The 16,554-nt window shown below is 69.6% G+C and carries 15 protein-coding genes; 6 read left to right on the top strand and 9 right to left on the bottom strand.

Translation table 11 applies throughout. The features are described 5' to 3' along the window. Positions 1-670 precede the first annotated feature (670 nt). Positions 671-1,921, top strand: a complete 1,251-nt coding sequence (locus AN216_RS07860) for a hypothetical protein (RefSeq protein WP_244502365.1) — start codon at positions 671-673, stop codon at positions 1,919-1,921. 92 nt (positions 1,922-2,013) lie between these two features. Beyond that, on the top strand, positions 2,014-3,234 hold the full coding sequence (locus AN216_RS07855; RefSeq protein ID WP_070195875.1) for a phospholipase D-like domain-containing protein: 1,221 nt from the start codon (positions 2,014-2,016) through the stop codon (positions 3,232-3,234). 147 nt (positions 3,235-3,381) lie between these two features. Here AN216_RS07855 and AN216_RS07850 read toward each other — a convergent pair whose 3' ends face one another. From AN216_RS07850 to AN216_RS07840, 3 genes are read right to left on the bottom strand one after another with little or no spacing between them, the layout of a single operon-like run. Then, complete coding sequence (locus AN216_RS07850; protein WP_070195874.1) at positions 3,382-4,710, bottom strand: M20/M25/M40 family metallo-hydrolase; 1,329 nt, start codon at positions 4,708-4,710, stop codon at positions 3,382-3,384. After that, positions 4,707-6,098, bottom strand: a complete 1,392-nt coding sequence (locus tag AN216_RS07845; protein WP_070195873.1) for a cytosine permease — start codon at positions 6,096-6,098, stop codon at positions 4,707-4,709. Before AN216_RS07845 ends, AN216_RS07850 begins: the two co-directional genes overlap by 4 nt. Further along, positions 6,098-7,051: a DUF1177 domain-containing protein gene (locus AN216_RS07840; protein ID WP_070195872.1), complete on the bottom strand. Its 954-nt coding sequence runs from the start codon at positions 7,049-7,051 to the stop codon at positions 6,098-6,100. Before AN216_RS07840 ends, AN216_RS07845 begins: the two co-directional genes overlap by 1 nt. Before the next feature lie 156 nt (positions 7,052-7,207). Here AN216_RS07840 and AN216_RS07835 point away from each other — a divergent pair, with 156 nt between their 5' ends. Both AN216_RS07835 and pepE read left to right on the top strand, forming a co-directional pair. Beyond that, a complete protein-coding gene (locus tag AN216_RS07835; protein ID WP_070195871.1) occupies positions 7,208-8,053 on the top strand; it encodes an IclR family transcriptional regulator in 846 nt (281 codons plus the stop codon). Beyond that, on the top strand, positions 8,050-8,784 hold the full coding sequence (pepE, locus tag AN216_RS07830; RefSeq protein ID WP_070195870.1) for a dipeptidase PepE: 735 nt from the start codon (positions 8,050-8,052) through the stop codon (positions 8,782-8,784). Before AN216_RS07835 ends, pepE begins: the two co-directional genes overlap by 4 nt. Positions 8,785-8,858: 74 nt before the next feature. On the opposite strand, the gene AN216_RS07825 is transcribed toward pepE, so the two are convergent. The 4 genes from AN216_RS07825 to AN216_RS07810 all read right to left on the bottom strand — a co-directional run bounded on the left by AN216_RS07825 (position 8,859) and on the right by AN216_RS07810 (position 11,413). Then, a complete protein-coding gene (locus AN216_RS07825; RefSeq protein WP_070195869.1) occupies positions 8,859-9,509 on the bottom strand; it encodes a DNA polymerase ligase N-terminal domain-containing protein in 651 nt (216 codons plus the stop codon). A gap of 50 nt (positions 9,510-9,559) precedes the next feature. Next, positions 9,560-10,000 (bottom strand): DUF2267 domain-containing protein, encoded by a 441-nt coding sequence (locus AN216_RS07820; RefSeq protein ID WP_070195868.1) that lies wholly within the window; start codon positions 9,998-10,000, stop codon positions 9,560-9,562. 259 nt (positions 10,001-10,259) lie between these two features. After that, on the bottom strand, positions 10,260-10,823 hold the full coding sequence (locus AN216_RS07815; protein ID WP_070195867.1) for a dihydrofolate reductase family protein: 564 nt from the start codon (positions 10,821-10,823) through the stop codon (positions 10,260-10,262). A gap of 137 nt (positions 10,824-10,960) precedes the next feature. Then, positions 10,961-11,413: an ATP-binding protein gene (locus AN216_RS07810; RefSeq protein ID WP_070195866.1), complete on the bottom strand. Its 453-nt coding sequence runs from the start codon at positions 11,411-11,413 to the stop codon at positions 10,961-10,963. Between the two features lie 424 nt (positions 11,414-11,837). Here AN216_RS07810 and AN216_RS07805 point away from each other — a divergent pair, with 424 nt between their 5' ends. After that, entirely contained in the window at positions 11,838-12,443 is a 606-nt protein-coding gene (locus tag AN216_RS07805) for a DUF5753 domain-containing protein (protein ID WP_338059235.1), read from the top strand. A 91-nt stretch (positions 12,444-12,534) separates the two neighbouring features. Continuing rightward, positions 12,535-12,651, top strand: a complete 117-nt coding sequence (locus tag AN216_RS30815) for a DUF397 domain-containing protein (protein ID WP_338059234.1) — start codon at positions 12,535-12,537, stop codon at positions 12,649-12,651. A 51-nt stretch (positions 12,652-12,702) separates the two neighbouring features. Here AN216_RS30815 and AN216_RS07795 read toward each other — a convergent pair whose 3' ends face one another. Then, entirely contained in the window at positions 12,703-14,364 is a 1,662-nt protein-coding gene (locus tag AN216_RS07795; RefSeq protein WP_170843059.1) for a glycosyltransferase family 2 protein, read from the bottom strand. A 301-nt stretch (positions 14,365-14,665) separates the two neighbouring features. Continuing rightward, entirely contained in the window at positions 14,666-16,261 is a 1,596-nt protein-coding gene (locus tag AN216_RS07790) for a family 20 glycosylhydrolase (protein ID WP_070195864.1), read from the bottom strand. Positions 16,262-16,554 lie beyond the last annotated feature (293 nt).

The raw sequence follows: 16,554 nt of genomic DNA, 5'->3' as shown, positions 1-16,554 counted from the left end.
ACTGTCAAGGGATGTCCGTCAGTCGTCCGCCCGCGTCCGGAACCGCGGCGAGAAGGCCCTCTTCTCGTATGTCCACGGCCGAGTGGCTTACAGCCATCGGTGGTGCTCGGGGGCGGGACCTTCTGACTCTCTGATGCCGCCGGCGTCGATCTCGACATGGCGGCCGGTGCCGTACGCCGGGTCAGGCGCCCTTCACCGCGTGGTGGGTGGAGCGTGGGCACCTGGTCGCGGAGTCCTGGAGGGTTCGGTGCTCGCGCCGGTTACGGTCGGCCTCCGCTTCGACCTTGTAGACGGTGGTCCGGGTCGGGTTGCGGATGACTGCTCGGTGCGCCCTTCGCCCAGCGGCGTCCGGTCAGCCGGGTCGCCGTAGGGGGCTGGCTTCCGGGCGTCGGGCGGCCAATCGATCGCAGCCATCGTCGGCGGACTGCTGGGAGCCACCCCCGGCACCCGGGTGAGACGAATGGCTCGCTCATCCCGTCTCAACAACGTAGGAATTACCGAAAGTTCTCGGACAGCCTCGTCTAGCCTTGTGGAGCGTGTCCCGGTCCTGGAGAGGTGCTCTCTTTGGCAGGGTTCCGTGCAGGCAGAACATGTACGAGGAAGAGGCGCTTTCCCGCCGCGTCGTCACCTCTGTGACGGCGCGGCGGGATGGCGCGAATAGGAGAGGTTCTTGAGCACGAAGGAAGACGCGGCGGAAGCAGGCAACGGTCGTGTGGACAACGCTGAAGCCGTTCTCGGGCTGGTCGCTGACCCGGGTCCGTCGGCTGAGATTGTGGATTCGATCGGACAGGAGCTGTCTGCTCTGCTCGCGGAGCCCGAGGGTGGCCGGGAGCGCTGGCGGGTGGAGACCTCGTCGCAGTTGCTGCCCTTGGATGAGGAAGGTGTGTTGCCGCTGCTCGATATCGGGCGTCGTCAGCGGGAGGAGCAGGGGTGGGATGTCACTGTCCTGCTGACCGAATTGCCGCGTCGAGCGGGCAAGCAGCCGGTTTTCGCTGACTGCCACCCCGATCGCGGGGTGGGACTTGTGTCGTTGCCCGCCCTCGGGGCGTTTCGGGTGCGCCGCCGGGCGCGCGACACGATCGCGTATCTGGTGGCCGAGTATCTCGGGAGTGGGGGTGGCGCTCGATCTGCCGCCACGGAGGAGCCGGGTGGGGAGCGGAAACCTGCCGGGTCCGGGCTGGGCTTTTCCTGGGACATCATCAGCGACAGTGAAGAGAGGCGCGCTGATGAGCAGGAGGACGTTGAAGAGGATTCCGACGTCCAACTCGGTCCTCAGGGTGGGTCCCTGCACCTTGTGCTGACAGGGGCGCGGGGGAAGCTGCGGCTGTTGACCGGGATGGTGAGGGTGAACCGTCCTTGGCGTCTGGTTCCGAGCCTCTCGCCAGCGCTGGCGGGTGCTGCTGCCGGCGCCGCGTTCGGAGTGTTCTATTCCAACATCTGGCAGTTGGCAGATGCCTTCAGTACCGCACGCCTGATCCTGGTGAATGCGGCCGCGGTGCTCGCGATGATCGTCTGGCTGATCTTCGACAACGGTCTGTGGGAGAGGCCGAGAAACCGTCGTCTGCGGTCCGAATCGGCGCTGTACAACTCGGTGACGACGCTGACGGTTTCCTTCGGTGTCTTCTGTATGTACCTGTTGCTGTACGCCGTCACGCTGCTTGCCGCGTTCGTTGCTATCCCTATCGGCTACCTTGCCACCACGCTCGGGCACGGGGCCGGCTTCTCCGACCTGGCGACCATCGCGTGGCTGTCTGCGTCCATGGGAACGATCGCAGGTGCTCTGGGATCCGGTCTCGCGGGAGAGGATGCCGTGCGTCGGGCTGCTTATAGCCAACGGGAGCTTGAGCGTCAGGCGCAGCGCGACAAGGAAGAGGAGCGCACCGATCGCGAGGCGACACGCGCCGAAGACCACGAGAGTTGAGCCTCGGTCGCCGTCTCGCACTGTCCGACGGCCTTCACTGTCGTCACGAAGGGTTCTCCCATCCGGCCGACGGGGTCCGTAGGGTCCGGTTCATGAGTGTCGCGGAGCAGCCTGCCAGTCCTGCCGATGATGGCCCGAACTCGAGTGCGGTGCGGGTCGGGGAGCGAAAGCGGGAGATACGCAGACGTCTGGAGCGGTTGATTGGCATCGCCGCGACGGAAGGCAACGAGCTGCGCGTGTTGCGTAACGGCGATGAGATTTTCCCCGCGATGCTCGGGGCGATCCGAGCGGCCGAGCACACGGTCGACATGATGACGTTCGTTTACTGGCGCGGTGACATCGCCCGTGATTTCGCAGCCGCGCTCTCGGAACGCGCCCGGGAGGGTGTACGCGTGCGACTGCTGCTGGACGGGTTCGGCAGCAGCCCCATCCAGCAGAACCTGCTCGACGAGATGTCCGCGGCAGGCGTGCAGGTAGTGTGGTTCCGCAAGCCGATGTGGGTCTCTCCTTTCAAGCAGAACCACCGCTGCCACCGCAAGGCTCTCGTGGTTGATGAGCGAACCGCCTTCACCGGAGGGGTAGGCATTGCGGAGGAATGGTGCGGGGACGCCCGTCATCCGGGTGAATGGCGGGATACGCACATCCAGGTTTGCGGCCCAGCGGTCGACGGCATCACGGCCGCGTTCGCTCAAAATTGGGCGGAGTGCCATCAGGAGCTCTTCGACCATAATGACCGCTTCATCGAACACGACATGACCGGTCGGTCCGTGGTCCAGGTGGTCCGCGGTTCGGCCAGCTTCGGCTGGCAGGACATGCAGACCCTGCTGCGTGTGGTGCTGGAGTCGGCACAGGAGCGGGTCCGGGTCTCGACCGCGTATTTCACCCCGGACGATTTCTTCGTCCAACTGTTGTGCCGCACAGCTCGCCGGGGAGTCAGGATCGAGATCCTGATCCCCGGTCCGCACACGGACAAACGCGTCTCGCAGCTGGGCGGCCGTCGCTCCTATGAGGATCTCCTGGGCGCCGGCGTCCGGATCGCCGAGTACCAGCCGACGATGCTGCACGCCAAGATCGTGACCATCGACGGCATCGTTTCCCTGGTCGGTTCGACCAATTTCAACCGTCGCTCGCTCGAACATGACGAAGAGGTCATGCTCGCCGTCGTGGACGAGGAACTCACCGCGACGCTGGACGAGCATTACACCGTGGACTGGCAGGGCGGCGACCTCATCACGCCCGGACGCTGGAAGCGCAGGCCCGTGCCGCAGCGCCTGGGGGAAGTAGCTGTACGTCCCATCCGCCGCTTCCTGTGATCACCTCGCGGAGGCCCGCGAAGGTTTCGGGCAGGAGGCCAGGGCGTACACACGGAACTGCCGACAACGACATCGCCCCCGCCGCCTGACGGCGGCGGGGGCGGTGCGGACGGGCCACGGCGGGAGACCGTCGCGCGTATCGGTCGTTCAGCAGGTCCGCCACAGGCGGGTCATGACCCGGACCCCGAACTCCAGGCCGGTGACCGGCACCCGTTCGTCCACGCCGTGGAAGAGTCGGCCGTAGTCCAGGTCGTGCGGCAGCTTCAGCCCCTTGAAGCCGAAGCAGCGGATGCCGAGCCGGGTGAACGCCTTGGCGTCGGTGCCACCGGGGTTGCAGTACGGCACCGGGTAGCCGTCCCGGTCCTCCCCGCGTACGGCGTCGCACATCGCGTCCACCAGCGGACCCTCGAAGGGGGTCTCCATAGCGAGGTCGTGGTTGACCCACTCGCGACTCACCGACGGAGGCAGGAGCGCGTCGATGGTGTCGATCAGCTCCTGCTCGTGTCCGGGCAGGAAGCGGCCGTCCACCCTGGCGGTGGCTCGGCCCGGGATCACGTTGGTCTGGTAGCCGGCCTGGAACATCGTGGGGTTGGCCGAGTTGCGCAGCACCACCTGGGTGAAGTCGGCGACCGGCCCGAGCCGGTCCAGGCTGCCCGCCAGGTGGCCCTCGTCGAACTCGACCCCGTACAGTCGCGCGGCCTCCGCCAGCAGCGCCCGGACTGGCTCGATCAGCCGGAGTGGGAAGGTGTGCCGGCCGATCCGGGTCAGCGCCTCGGCGAGGTCCGTCACGGCGTTCTCGGCGTTGGGCGAGGAACCGTGCCCGGCTCGCCCGGTCGCGGTGAGTTCCATCCAGGCCATGCCGCGCTGCGCGTTCTCGATCGGGTACAGCCGGCGTGTGTCGTCCAGCGCGTACGAGAAGCCGCCGCCCTCGCCGATCGCCTCGGTGACCCCCTCGAACAGCTCCGGCCGGTGGGTCACCAGCCAGTGCGCGCCGCACCTCCCGCCGGCCTCCTCGTCGGCGAGGAAGGCGAGGACCAGGTCGCGCGCCGGGCGTGTGCCCGTACGCGCGAAGTGCCGCGCGGTGGCGAGCATCACGGCCACCGTGTCCTTCATGTCGATGGCGCCTCGGCCCCAGAGGTACCCGTCCCTGATCTCCCCGGCGAACGGCGCGACCCGCCACTCCGCCGGGTCCGCCGGTACGACGTCCAGGTGGCCGTGCACCAGCAGCGCGCCGCGCCCTGGGTCGGAACCAGCGATCCGGGCGATGACGTTGGCGCGGCCCGGTTCGCTCTCGATCAGCTGTGACTCGATGCCGGCCTCGGCCAGCTTGCCGGCGACCCATTCCGCGCAGGCACGTTCGTCGCTGGTGGGATTGGAGGTGTCGAAGCGGATGAGTTCGGCGCAGAGGTCGACGACCTCACGCTGTGCCTCCTCGGACGCCGGGGCCGGTGTGGGCTGCGGGTTGGGGGAGGTCATACGGCTCCGATCGGGGTGGTTTCACTTTCGCCGTCGCTGTGGCCCCGTCGCGTGGCGGTGCCGACCTCGTGGTCCAGTTCCGAGGTGCCGTACGGCCTCACGAGTCCCAGTCGGCCGAGCACGCAGTAGAGCACGACCGCGGTCAACAGCGAGTTGAGCGCCGGGATGCCCGCGTCCACGAACTGGCCCACACAGAACGCCACGGCCCAGATGACCAGGGACATCGGTACCCAGGTGGGCGAGCTGGCTGGGAGGGTGCCGGACTCCCGGGTGTCGTCGAGCGGCTTCCGCATCCGGCGGACCAGCCAGTACTCGGCCACCAGGATGCCGCCGATGGGTGGGATGGTGACGCCCAGCAGTGACAGGAAGTCCGTGAAGTGCGCCATCATCCCGACCGCGGAGAGCGCCGTGCCGGCCACGCCGAGCCCGATGGTGACGGCTCCGCGGTGCAGGCGCTTGCCGAAGACGACCTGGAAGAAGTTGACCACCCCCAGGGAAGAGCCGTAGAGGTTCCAGTCGTTGATCTTCGCCGTGGACATCAGGACGACAAGGACGCCGAACGCCCCGGAGGTGCTCAGCACGATGTGTGAGACCTCGCTGCTCTTGACCAGGTGACCGAGCAGTACACCCACCATGCCGACGATGTACTCGGACAGGACGATCGAGGAGCCGGTCTGCAGGAGGACGTGCGAGCCCTTCCGGTTGTAGCGGGTGAGTTCCGGGGCGACGATCGCGCCGGTCATGAAGCCGCCCGCGACCGCCGTGGCGGCCACCGAGAGGGGGATGGTCTCCCCGGGGGGCGGGGAGTTGATCAACTCCGTCAGGGAGTGGTCCATCAGCGTGCTGGTGACGGACCAGGCGACCATGCCGAAGAAGAGCGGGGTGACGATCTTCGCGAAGTGCGCCATGTAGCGGAAGCCGAACATCACGAGCACCGTGATGGCGATCCCGGCGGCCAGACACCACGCCCACGCCGGGCCACCCGCCAGGGCGGACACGCTCTCCCCGAAGATCGTGTTCTGGACGCCGAACCATCCGACGAGGCTGACCGCGAGGACGAAGCTCACCAGTGCGGAACCGTTTCTCCCGAAGCCGGCCCAGCGGGTGAGCAGGGGCGTCGCCAGTCCTTCGCGCATACCGGCCAGGCCGATGGCGAAGATCACGACCTCCAGGATGACCGCGCCGAGCGTGAAGGCCAGGAAGGCGTCACCGAAGGTCATTCCGACGCCGATGGTGGCCCCCAGGGTGAACTGGGAGATCGAGCCGGACTGGGCCAGCCACTGGAGCAGCATGCTCCAGAAGCCGAAGCGCTGGTCGCGCGGGACGCGGGAGAGCGCGTAGTCGTCGTTGCCGAGGTGCTTCGCGGCGGCCTGCCCTGTCGACGCCATCAGGACTCCTCCTGGTGCCGCCCGAGGGTCTGCAGGTGGTTCATCGCGCCGTAGCGGCGGACGAGGCCGGCGAACTCCTCCGCGTCGTGGAAGTCCAGCCGGCCGGCGCCGTACGCCTTGGCGACCTCGACGGCGTAGCGCGCGGCGGCGGCGATGTCCGTCTCGTGGCTCGCGCCGGTCTGGCAGCCCGGTACGGCGGCGGAGGAGGTGACCGCCAGCCCGACGACCGGGGCGTTGGTGGCGGTGGCCGGCTGAAGGATCGAGTTGATGTGGTGCACGCCGTTCCCGTAGGGGGTGATGTCCTGGGTCGTGACGGGATAGGTCACCAGTGGCTGACCGGTGACGACGGACAGCAGTTCGCCGAGCTGTTCGCTGACCCGCAGCACCCATCCCTCCTTGACGGTGGGGGAGAGGGCCAGGCCCCGGTGGTTGATGACGCGGTTTCCCTTCGTGGTGTCGATGGAGAGCACGGCCTCCATCTCCGCCGCGACCTCGTGCCGGTTCATGGTGGCGATGTCCACCGGTGAGCCCATGAACGGCACTGGGTCGTGCGGCTCGGTGGGCGCGGTGGGGCAGATGTGGGTCGCGATCACCACGTCCCCCGGGAGCGTGTCCCCGCGGCGGCGCATGTCCAGCAGCTTGGCCACCGTGGCGAGCGCGGCGACCGCGCCGTCCGCGTCCGAGACCAGACCGGTCATCTCGGGCCGTGCCCCGACTCCGCCGAGTCGGCCGACCACGCCAAGGGTACGGGCGTTCTCCCCCGCGGAGCGCCCGTGGCTGCCGGAGACGCGTACCCGAACGAAATCCGTCGTCCCGCGCTCCCCGGGGACCGTGGTGATCCGCGCTCCCGAGGCCTCGGCGCCGGCGACGAAGTCCAGGTACTCCACTACCCGTTCGCCGTCGACCCGTGGATCGTCCAGCAGGTCGATCAACTCGAGGACGTACTTCAACATGCGGCGGCCTTCCTTTCGCTTGGGCAACCGCCCTGCGCGAGGTTCCGGCCGGTTGGATGGGTTGCGCGGGGGTGCGGACATCAGAGTCGGGACCGGATAACGTAGAACGCAATGATTTCCCGTTATCTGCAATCCAAGTCTGTATGGTGAGACGCGATGGCTGAGTTCGCCACCGACCGGGCTACGCCTCCCGGCTCGCTCCAGACCGTCGACCGAGCCCTGCTCGTCCTGCTGTCCTTCGAGCGGAGCCGCCCCGACTGGGGTGTCACCGAGGTGGCCGAGGAGTTCGGCTGGGACACCTCGGTCGCCCAGCGCCTGCTCGCCACGCTGGCCGGCCGTGGGTTCCTGGTGTCCGACCCGGTGACCCGGCGCTACCGCATCGGCCCGGCCGCGCTCCGGCTCGGCCGGTTGTGGGAACGTTCCGGGTCACTCGAACTTCTGGCCAAGCCGGTGCTGGAGGAACTGTCCCGGACGACCGGCGACACCGTGCTGTTCTCCCTGCCCGACAGCTTCCACATGCGCTGCGTCGTGGCGGCGGAGGGCCCGGCGGGGCCACTGCGTTACCACCCGCTGGTGGGGGAGCTGTACCCGGCGCACGCCGGGGCGACCAGCAAGTCGTACTACGCCTTCCTCCCAGACGAGCAGCGCCACCGGCTGTTCCGGGGTCGGCCCATGGCCCGGTTCACCGATCGCACGGTCACCGACGCCGACCTGCTGGAGGAGGAGCTTCTGCGCATCCGCGCCCAGGGCTACGCCTGGACGGTGGGGGAGTACGACACCGGCATCGGCACGGTCGCGGTGCCGGTTTTCCTCGGCCCCGAGCCGTACGGCAGCCTCAGCCTCGGCGGTGCCGAGGAACGCTTCCCGCACGGCCCCGGCGACCGGCTCGACCCCCTCCGCCAGGCCGCTGAGCTGTTGGAGAAGCGCCTGACCCAGCCGCCGCAACGTCCCCGACCCCCGCGCGCCCGCACCCGTACCGCACCACCAGGGAAGACCGCATGAAGCTGCTGCTCCTGTCCAACTCCACCCAGCACGGCCGGGAATACCTGGCACACGCGCTCGACACCGTCACCGGCTTCCTCCCGGAGGGCGGCCGACTCGCCTTCGTGCCGTACGCGTTGTCCGACCACGACGCCTACACCGCACAGGTACGCAAGGCACTCGAGCCCGCCGGCATCACCGTCCGCGGCGTGCACGAGAGCTCCGCACCGGTCGACGAACTCCACGCGTGCGACGCGGTGTTCGTCGGCGGCGGCAACTCCTTCCGGCTGTTGGCCGAGCTGTACGCTACGGGCCTGCGGCAGGCCGTGACCGAGGCGGTGCGCGGCGGTATGCCGTACATGGGCGCGAGTGCCGGCACGAACATGGCGGCGCCCACGCTCCGTACGACCAACGACATGCCCATCGTGCAGCCGCCGTCCTTCGAGACACTGGGCCTCGTGCCGTTCCAGATCAACCCGCACTATCTCGACCCGGACCCGGGCAGTACCCACAAGGGCGAGACCAGGGAGCAGCGGCTGACCGAGTTCCTCGAGGAGAACGACGTCGCCGTGCTCGGGCTGCGGGAGGGGTCCTGGCTGCGCGTGACGGGAGACCGCGCCCGGGTGGAAGGCGCACGCCCCGCCCGGCTGTTCCGCCGGGGCACGCCGCCCGAGGAGCTGCCGGCGGACACGGAGGTGTCCGAACTGCTGCGGCACTCGCCGCGCTTCGATCGGCGGACGAACGGGGAGTGAGCACGCGTCCCGGCAGGACCGCCGGGAGAGGGACCCGGAACGGCGCGTGCTCGCGGTCTCCCGGGCGTATCCGGTCACCACTCCTCGGCCGGCCGGATCGGCTCCTCCTGGGCGGCCACCTGGTGGAGCGTGCGTCCCGTACGCGCCGAGCGGGCACGTGTCGGCTCCGGCGCGCCACGGGTCGCGGTCCGCTCGTCGTCCCGCTTCACCAACAGCCACGCCTCGCGCTCGCCGTCCCCGTTGCCCTCGCCACCGCGGAAACGGGTCAGTGAGTAACCGCCGCGCAGCTTGTGGCCGTCCAGCCAGAACGACACGTGCCCGGCCGCCAACCCCCGCGCGAACGGCACCGGACGCTTCCGCCGGTCGTGGGTCAACGGCTCGTACGCGCCCTCGTCCCAGACGAGGACGGTGCCGGCGCCGTACTCACCCTCCGCGATGACCCCCTCGAACTTCCGGTACTCCAGCGGATGGTCCTCCGTCGGCATCGCCAGCCGCTTGTCGCCCGGCGTCGCGGACGGACCCTTCGGCACCGCCCACGACTTCAGCACCCCGTCCACCTCCAGCCGGAAGTCGAAGTGCGTGGTGCTCGCCCGGTGGATCTGCACCACGAAGACCGGCTCCGACCCGGACTCCGGCCACTCGGCGCCAGCGCCACCCGCCGGCTCCCTCGTACGGTCGAAGTGCCGCTTCTCGCGGTACGTCCGCAGCTTGTCGGATCGGCTCACGGCCGCCTCCTCTTTGCATGCGAGAACCGGTCGCCCGCCTCGCGTCCCGACTACTCAGCGTCCCGGACGCGTGCCGAGGGGAGCACCTCCCGGATGTCCGCCGGCAGTACGTCCTCCAGCTTGCGCATCAGTTCCGGCGCGACCGCCGCGTCGAGTACCTCGACCACGGCCGCCGTCCGGTACGCGGCGCGCTCCTGGGAGGTGGCGTCCCGCCAGGCGACCCGGCCGGCGAAGGTGGTCAGGTCGAAGCGTTCGCCGCGCCAGCGCGCGACCTCACGCTCACGGGGCGAACTGCCCTCGTCCGACACGATCACCTCCCGCAGCGGTACAGCCGCACCTCGCGGGAGCTGCGCGGCCAGATGTTCGGCCGTACCGTCCGGCAGCCGTTCCGCGAGCGTGCTCAGCACCGCCCACACGGCTCGTTCGGACGACTGGCGGTCGCTCAGTGCCGCCCGCTCCTGCACCCGACCGATGAATTCCTCGTAGTGCATGATCCGTGCTCCCTCGCCGGACGGGTGGCACCACCCGGGTGCCCTCGGCGCTTCTGCCCTGTCGTTCCGCGCACGGGTGCCCGTGCCGCTCGGGCTCAATCCGGACACGCCGGCGGTCCCGCCGGGCACGGACCGTACGGCCCGGTGAGAGGGCACGTGAGCTGGGCCGTCGGATGAGGTGCCAGTCAGCGGGGCTGGTCCTTTCACAGGGGACATCACTGGCAGCCCGTTCTTCCCAGGGTTCGGCGGACCCAGGCGGCTAACGCGCCACGCGGTAGCGGAGGTAGACGACTCTTGAGCTGAAGTCGCGGGTCTCGACCAGTTCGAGATCCACCCGGCGCTGGTGCTGGGGGAAGAACGGAATGCCGCCGCCGACCAGCACCGGGAAGATCCTGGCCCGGTACTCGTCGACCAGACCCAGCGCGGCCGCCTCGGCAGCGAGAGTCGCACCGCCGATCGCGATGTTGCCGTCCCCCGGCTCGGCTCGCAATCGCTCGATCTCCTCCGCCAGGCCGCCAGAGGCCAGGCGGGCATTGCCCTGCACCGTCGACAGCGTGGTGGAGAACACCACCTTGGGGAGCGCCCTCCAGACCGCGGCGAAGTCGCGCGTGGGGAAGTCGAGCGATGGATTCTGGTCGACGGTCTCCCAGTACAGCATCGTCTCGTACAACCGTCGTCCCAACAGGTGAACACCGGCCTCTCGTACCTCGTCGGTGGTGAAGCGAAAGATCTCCTCGTCGGGTGGCGTCCAGTCGAAGGCGCCGTCCGGGCCGACGATGTAGCCGTCCAGTGAGACGCCCATCGAATACGTCACGCTGCGCATCAGAAGCCCTCCTCGGTGACGGTTTCGACAGTACGACCACCGGACGCGGCAGGACTCATCGCGACGCGAGATCCACTGGGTCGAGTCACCTCACGAGATCATTTCGTTGAGCGGAACTCAGTCAGCTCGGGAATACATCAAGGCGTTTCCACGGTGTACTCCGCCCACACCGTCTTGCCGACCCCCGCGGAGTGCGGGCGCCAGCCCCAGCACGAGGCCAGGGCGTCCACCAGCAGCAGGCCACGGCCGGTGTCCCGCTCCTCGGCGGGGGCCGCGACACGGGGCGGGCGTTCGGGACGGGAGTCGGTCACCTCGACTCGTACGGTCGTGGCCGTCATCGTGAGGGCCAGGTGGCAGTCGCGCCCCGGGGACCAGCCGTGCCAGGTGGCGTTGGCCGCGAGTTCGCCGACGATCAGGGCCAGGGTGTCGTGCGCGTCGCCGCCGTACGGCACGCCCCAGGCGTTCAGCCGCTCCCCGGCCAGCCGTCGTGCGAGGCGGGCGCCGCGCGGGGTGGAGCTGAACGCCATGCTGAAGTGCTCGGCCGTGCCGCTGTGTTCGGCGCGGAGGAGCGGTGTGGTTTCGCTGGTCATGGCTCCACGTTCGCGGAGTGTGGTGAAGCGTGACCAGTGGTGACGCGGCGCGGTCCCGGTGTTGTGCGCGGTGGAACGGACGTTGTACGCGACCCGACGTGCGACCTCGGCCGTACGCCGCCGTTGGACCGGGAGGTGGCCGGCGACGGAGGGAGCGGAACCATGGTGGTACCGACCGAACGGGGCGCCGACGGCGAACGCCCGGAGCACGGGGTCGGGCCGGCGGACGAGCCGGGGGAGGGCGTGGTGGTGGCGTCCGGGCGGCAGTTGAAGCTGCTGCGCTGCCGAGCGGGAATCGACCGGCCCGAGTTTCGGGAGCCGGGTGGGCTACGCGGCGCGGTCGATCGCGTCCTTCGAGCAGGGGCCGGCGGATTCCGCCGGCGCAGTTCATCGACCGCGCGGACGAGGTGCTGGGCGCCGGGGCTTGCTGCGGGCGCTCAAGGAGGAGGTGCTGCGAGCGCAGTACCCGGCGTTCTTCCGGGACGCGGTGCGACTGCAGGCGGGGGCCGAGTCGCTGTGCGTGTACGCGGCGCAGCTGGTGTCGGGCTTGTTGCGGACAGCCGACTACGCGAGAGCCGTCTTCGAGAGACAACGTCCACTGCTGGCGGAGGAGGTCATCGAACAGCGTCTCGAAGCACGCATGGCGAGGCAGGGCATCGTCGAGCGTCCCACCGCCCCGTTGCTCGGTTTCGTGCTGGAGGTGGTGGTGCTGCACAGGCCTGTTGGTGGTTCGAGCGTCCTGCACGGGCAGCGGGAGTACCTGCTCGTCGCGGGACGGGCACGTAACGTGGACATCCAGGTGATGCCGACCGACCGCGACGATCACGCCGGACTCGGTGGGCCTTTCAACCTGATTGACACGGCTGAGGGCCGACGCATCGCGTACACCGAGGCGCAGGACGACAGCCGCCTCCATACGGGACAACGTAAGGTTCATGAACTGGAGGCGCGCTATAACCTGTCGAGGTCGCAAGCACTCACTCCGGGTGAGTCGCTGACCCTCATCGAGAAGCTGCTGGGAGAGAGATGACGGTGCGGGGTAACGGTCGGACGGTGCCGCAGCCGGCCTGGTTCAAGAGCAGTTACAGCAGCGCCGGCGGTGGCGATGTCTAGAGGTGGCAGTGGCCGAACGCGCCGTCCACGTCCGGGACTCGAAGGCCCGGAGTGGCCCCGTGCTGAGCGTCACCCGGGAGGCGTGGGGCCGGTTCCTCGGGCCGGCCGCCGACCGACTCACCTGACCAGGCCCGTCGGAGGGTCAGCGCGTTCCGCCTCATGAGCCCGCCGCGACCTCAACTGGGGGTGGCGGCGGGCGCGTCGTACGGCTGGGTCGCGGCGGGCATGTCGATGCTGAGGCCGCGCAGGCTCGGTGAGGTGCGCCATCCGCAGCACACCAGGCGCAGCTGGAGATCCCAACTGCCGGGAGCGAGTGGTCCGCCCTGGTCGTGCTGGGCGGGGTCCACGGTGAACTCGGCCTCGTAACTGATCGTGCACTGCTCGGGCAGTTCGCGGAGCATCGGCAGTCGGCCGAGCAGCCAGGAGGGCGCGCGGAGCCGGCCCACGACACGTCCCAGCCTGCCGAACCGGCCCAGCGTGTGCAGCCAGCGGGCCGAGTTCCGGCGTACGGGCTCCGCCAGCAGACGGCTGGTGGTCGGCACGATGAGCGCCGTCCCGCCCTCGCGGTGCTGTAGCTGGCCGCGGACCTTGCTGCGCAGGATCTCCTTGGTGAAGTCGGCGGCGGAGACGGCGGCCGGCACCGCGGCTACTTCCGGTGGCAGACACAGGACATAGCGGTCGTGGGAGCGGGTGAAGAGCAGCGCCTCGGGAGCGATGCCGGCGGGGTTGCGGCGGACCAGGCGGGAGCGGCACCGTACGGTGAGCTTGCCGTCCTGCCAGGCCGAGGAGAGCACTTCTGGCTGGTGGTCGATCGTGGCCTCGAAGGCGGCGTAGCGTTCCAGGGCGTGGCGGTCGCCGTGTCGTACGAGGGCGGCGACCACGCGCAGCCGGGGCGGGAGCGCGGCGTCGGCCGCCGGCGGGATCTCGTCGGCCAGCGCGCGGACGGCGTTGAACCACTGCGCCCGGCGTCTCGCGGGCTGCCGTAGCTGGCGGCGGCCGATGAGCCGGGTGAGGGCCTTCTGCCCGTACCAGTTCGCGGTCAGCCGGCGGTGGTGCCGGCCTGGGGCGACCCGGGTGTCGGGCGCGTCCAGTAGGGCGAGCACCCTGCGGACGCTCTCCACGTACGACCACGGTTCGATGGGCCGGTGGCTGATGTTGTGCTGACCCGAGGTGTGCCGCACCCAGTGGTAGCAGGTGTAGTCGTGCACGGTGGCGACCCGGCTGGTCAGCAGGTACGCCCGCAGGGTGAAGAGGTGGTCCTCCAGCCGCACGCGCCCTTCGGCGAAGCGCAGTTGGTGTCGGTCCAGGAAGGACCGGCGGAAGAGCTTGTGCACCGTCATGGAGCCGAGCAGCACAGTCTCCGTACGCAGGTCCGAGCTGGCCAGCGGCTTCTCGAAGAGCGCACGGGGCGCTCCCCGGCCGTGCCCGGCCATGCGGCCGATGACGATGTCGGCATCCGTCTCACGCGCACGGGCGTACAGCCGCTCCAGGGCCTCCGGGGCGAGCCAGTCGTCGTCGTCGACGTAGTGGACGTACTCGCCGCGGGCGGCGTCGGTGCCGATGTTCCGCGGGCGTCCGGGCCAGCCGGAGTTCTCGATCTGCAGCAGGCGCACCGCCGGTACGGGACCGTGGGCGGCGATGTCGGCCCGCAGCAGCTCGACGGTGTCGTCGGTGGAGCCGTCGTCGACGTAGACGATCTCGTAGTCCGTCGGGGCCATCGTCTGTGCCCGCAGGGAGCGCAGTCCGTGGAGGAGTGTCTGGCCGGTGTTGTACAGCGGCACCACCACGCTGACCTTGAGCGGTGCCCGATCGTCCGTCGTGGGGGGTAGCGCATGCACGGTGACCATCCCGGGGTGAGGTGCTGAAGTACGATATTTACGGTCATACGACGAAATGACATCAGCAATGGTTGTACCTGATGGTCGTGCGAATGGCGCGCTGCGACGGAGCGCGGGCGTGTTCCGGATCGGGACGGTGCGGGTGGGGTGGCCGGTACGGCGGTGGGATCACCGGCTGGCGGCCTCGTACGGCTCCGCCCTGGCCCGGTGCCGTGGTGCGCGTTGCGCGGGCAACCGGGCCGGGGCGGGCTGGAGTGGGGGCGGGCCGGGGCCGGACGACCGTCGTACGGGGCGCCGAGCGTCAGCCGGGCGTGCCGAGCAGCTCCATCCCGGGGCCGAGGCCGAGCGCCTTCACGCGCTGCTGGAAGGTGTCGTACGCCAGTCCGTCCGGCGTGCCGCCGCTCCACATCTTCTGTCCGAGCACTCCCAGTGTCCTGTTGACCAGCCCGTGCACGTCCCGCTCGGTGTAGGGGTGGTGCACGAGGTCGTTCCACACCCCGGAGAACGCGCCCAGCAGCGCGGGGTCGAGCGGTTCGACGCTCTGGCCGTCGGGGAAGACGTGCGGCGCCCACTTCTCGTAGAGGTGGCGGCCGTCGAGTCCGTCGCCGTGGTAGTAGTCCGCGAAAGGCACGATGTACAGCGTGGCGTCGTTGATGTTGACGAACCGGAAGCCGTCCTTCTTGATCGCCTGCGGCCCGTACCAGCCGTTGTTCCAGCTGTACATGTGGACGTCCCGGTCGTAGCCCTCGGCCGAGCCTCCCATCTGGCTCAGGCTGCCCCAGGCGGCCGGCTGCCTGCCCAGGTCCCTCAGGTGCGAGGCGATGGTGTTGAAGTAGGCGCGGTACTGCTCCACCGGGCCGGTGTACTCGTCGGCGCCGAAGTGCACCACGGGGCTGCGGAACCACGGGTCGAAGTGCGTGAACAGGTCCCGCATGAAGCGGGTCGCGTCCGGGTTCCCGAGGTCCAGGTGGTCCGAGTCGCCGCCGTTCAGGCCGATGTCGGGACGGAACCTCACGAACGCGCGGGAGTGCGCGGGCGCGTCGATCTCCGGGGTCAGCCGGACCGCGCGGGCGGCGGCCAGTTCCTCGAACGAGTCCCAGGTGGCGCGGTCGTACGAACCGTCCTTCGCGGCGAGTCCCGACCAGTCCGGATGCTCGCTTGCGAGTCGGAACGCGGACTGCGCCTTGCTCCAGTCGCCCTCGGGCGGCTCGATCTCGTTGTCGTTCAGGTGGATCTGGAAGTCGTTGAACTTGAACCAGCTCAACAGCCGGATGTAGTCCCGGAGGAACTCCGGGGTGAAGTAGCGCCGTCCGACGTCCAGCAGGAAGCCGCGCCGCGCGTAGTCCGGCCAGTCCCGGGCGGTGCCCGCCGGGATACGGCGCGCGTTGTCCCGGGTGAGGATCTGCAGCAGGCTGCGGGTCGCGTGGTACGCGCCGGCGTACGCGGGGGCGGTGACGGTGAGGTGCCGTGGCGTGACGGTGATGGTGTTGCCCTCCGCGCGGTAGCGTTCGCCGCCCTCGGGGTGTCCGTCCTCGGGGTCGAGGGCGATCCGGATCTCCCCGGCGGAGGGTTCGCCGTCACCGGTGGCGGGCTCGCGGAGGCGTACGCCGGTCAGCTCGGCCAGCTCCTCGGTCACGGTGCGGGCGAGCCGCAGCAGCCGCTCGTCACCGGCGGGCACCCTGACGCGACCGCGCGGCGAGAGCGTGAACGCGCCCTCGCCCGCCCGCCATTCCCGCAGGGCCGGCACGACGAAGGGCGCCCCCGCGGCCGTACGAGCACGGGCGCCGGCGGCGGTGGCGGAGCCGGTCAGCGGCCCGGCCATCGCGACGACCGCCACGGACACGGCGCCGGCGGTCAGCGCGCGCCTGCTGAGTTGGAACTTCTCGTTCTCTGTCATAAATGCCCCATGAAGTCGACGCGTTCGAACAGGAACAAACGTGGCTTCAGTGGTATATACCAGTGCGAGGGCGTGGTCAACACCCCTCACGCACTGCCGCGTTCGCCTCGGCGCGGTGTCGGGCAGCCCTCACGTACCGTGCGAGGGGCTCGGGCGATCCGCATGAGACATCGGAGCAACACCCTCGGAGGTGCGGTGAGTTCGGCGGAACGGGCCGGGGGAGCGCTGCCGCCCTTCAGGGGTTTCCTCGCACAGACATCCGATGACTTCTTGTGGAGTCCCGGCCGGAGTCC

It is taken from the genome of Streptomyces oceani (genome assembly GCF_001751245.1).
Taxonomy (GTDB): domain Bacteria; phylum Actinomycetota; class Actinomycetes; order Streptomycetales; family Streptomycetaceae; genus Streptomyces; species Streptomyces oceani.
Note: the sequence above shows the minus strand (reverse complement) of the source record. Positions and strands in the feature narration are given on the sequence as shown.

What these genes read in the sequence shown, in the direction of transcription:
- AN216_RS07855 (WP_070195875.1), top strand. Translation starts at nt 2,014, where the DNA reads ATGAGTGTCGCGGAGCAGCCTGCCAGTCCTGCCGATGATGGCCCGAAC.
- pepE (WP_070195870.1), top strand. Translation starts at nt 8,050, where the DNA reads ATGAAGCTGCTGCTCCTGTCCAACTCCACCCAGCACGGCCGGGAATAC.
- AN216_RS07790 (WP_070195864.1), bottom strand. Translation starts at nt 16,261, where the DNA reads ATGACAGAGAACGAGAAGTTCCAACTCAGCAGGCGCGCGCTGACCGCC.
- AN216_RS07810 (WP_070195866.1), bottom strand. Translation starts at nt 11,413, where the DNA reads ATGACCAGCGAAACCACACCGCTCCTCCGCGCCGAACACAGCGGCACG.
- AN216_RS07815 (WP_070195867.1), bottom strand. Translation starts at nt 10,823, where the DNA reads ATGCGCAGCGTGACGTATTCGATGGGCGTCTCACTGGACGGCTACATC.
- AN216_RS07820 (WP_070195868.1), bottom strand. Translation starts at nt 10,000, where the DNA reads ATGCACTACGAGGAATTCATCGGTCGGGTGCAGGAGCGGGCGGCACTG.
- AN216_RS07835 (WP_070195871.1), top strand. Translation starts at nt 7,208, where the DNA reads ATGGCTGAGTTCGCCACCGACCGGGCTACGCCTCCCGGCTCGCTCCAG.
- AN216_RS07845 (WP_070195873.1), bottom strand. Translation starts at nt 6,098, where the DNA reads ATGGCGTCGACAGGGCAGGCCGCCGCGAAGCACCTCGGCAACGACGAC.
- AN216_RS07840 (WP_070195872.1), bottom strand. Translation starts at nt 7,051, where the DNA reads ATGTTGAAGTACGTCCTCGAGTTGATCGACCTGCTGGACGATCCACGG.
- AN216_RS07850 (WP_070195874.1), bottom strand. Translation starts at nt 4,710, where the DNA reads ATGACCTCCCCCAACCCGCAGCCCACACCGGCCCCGGCGTCCGAGGAG.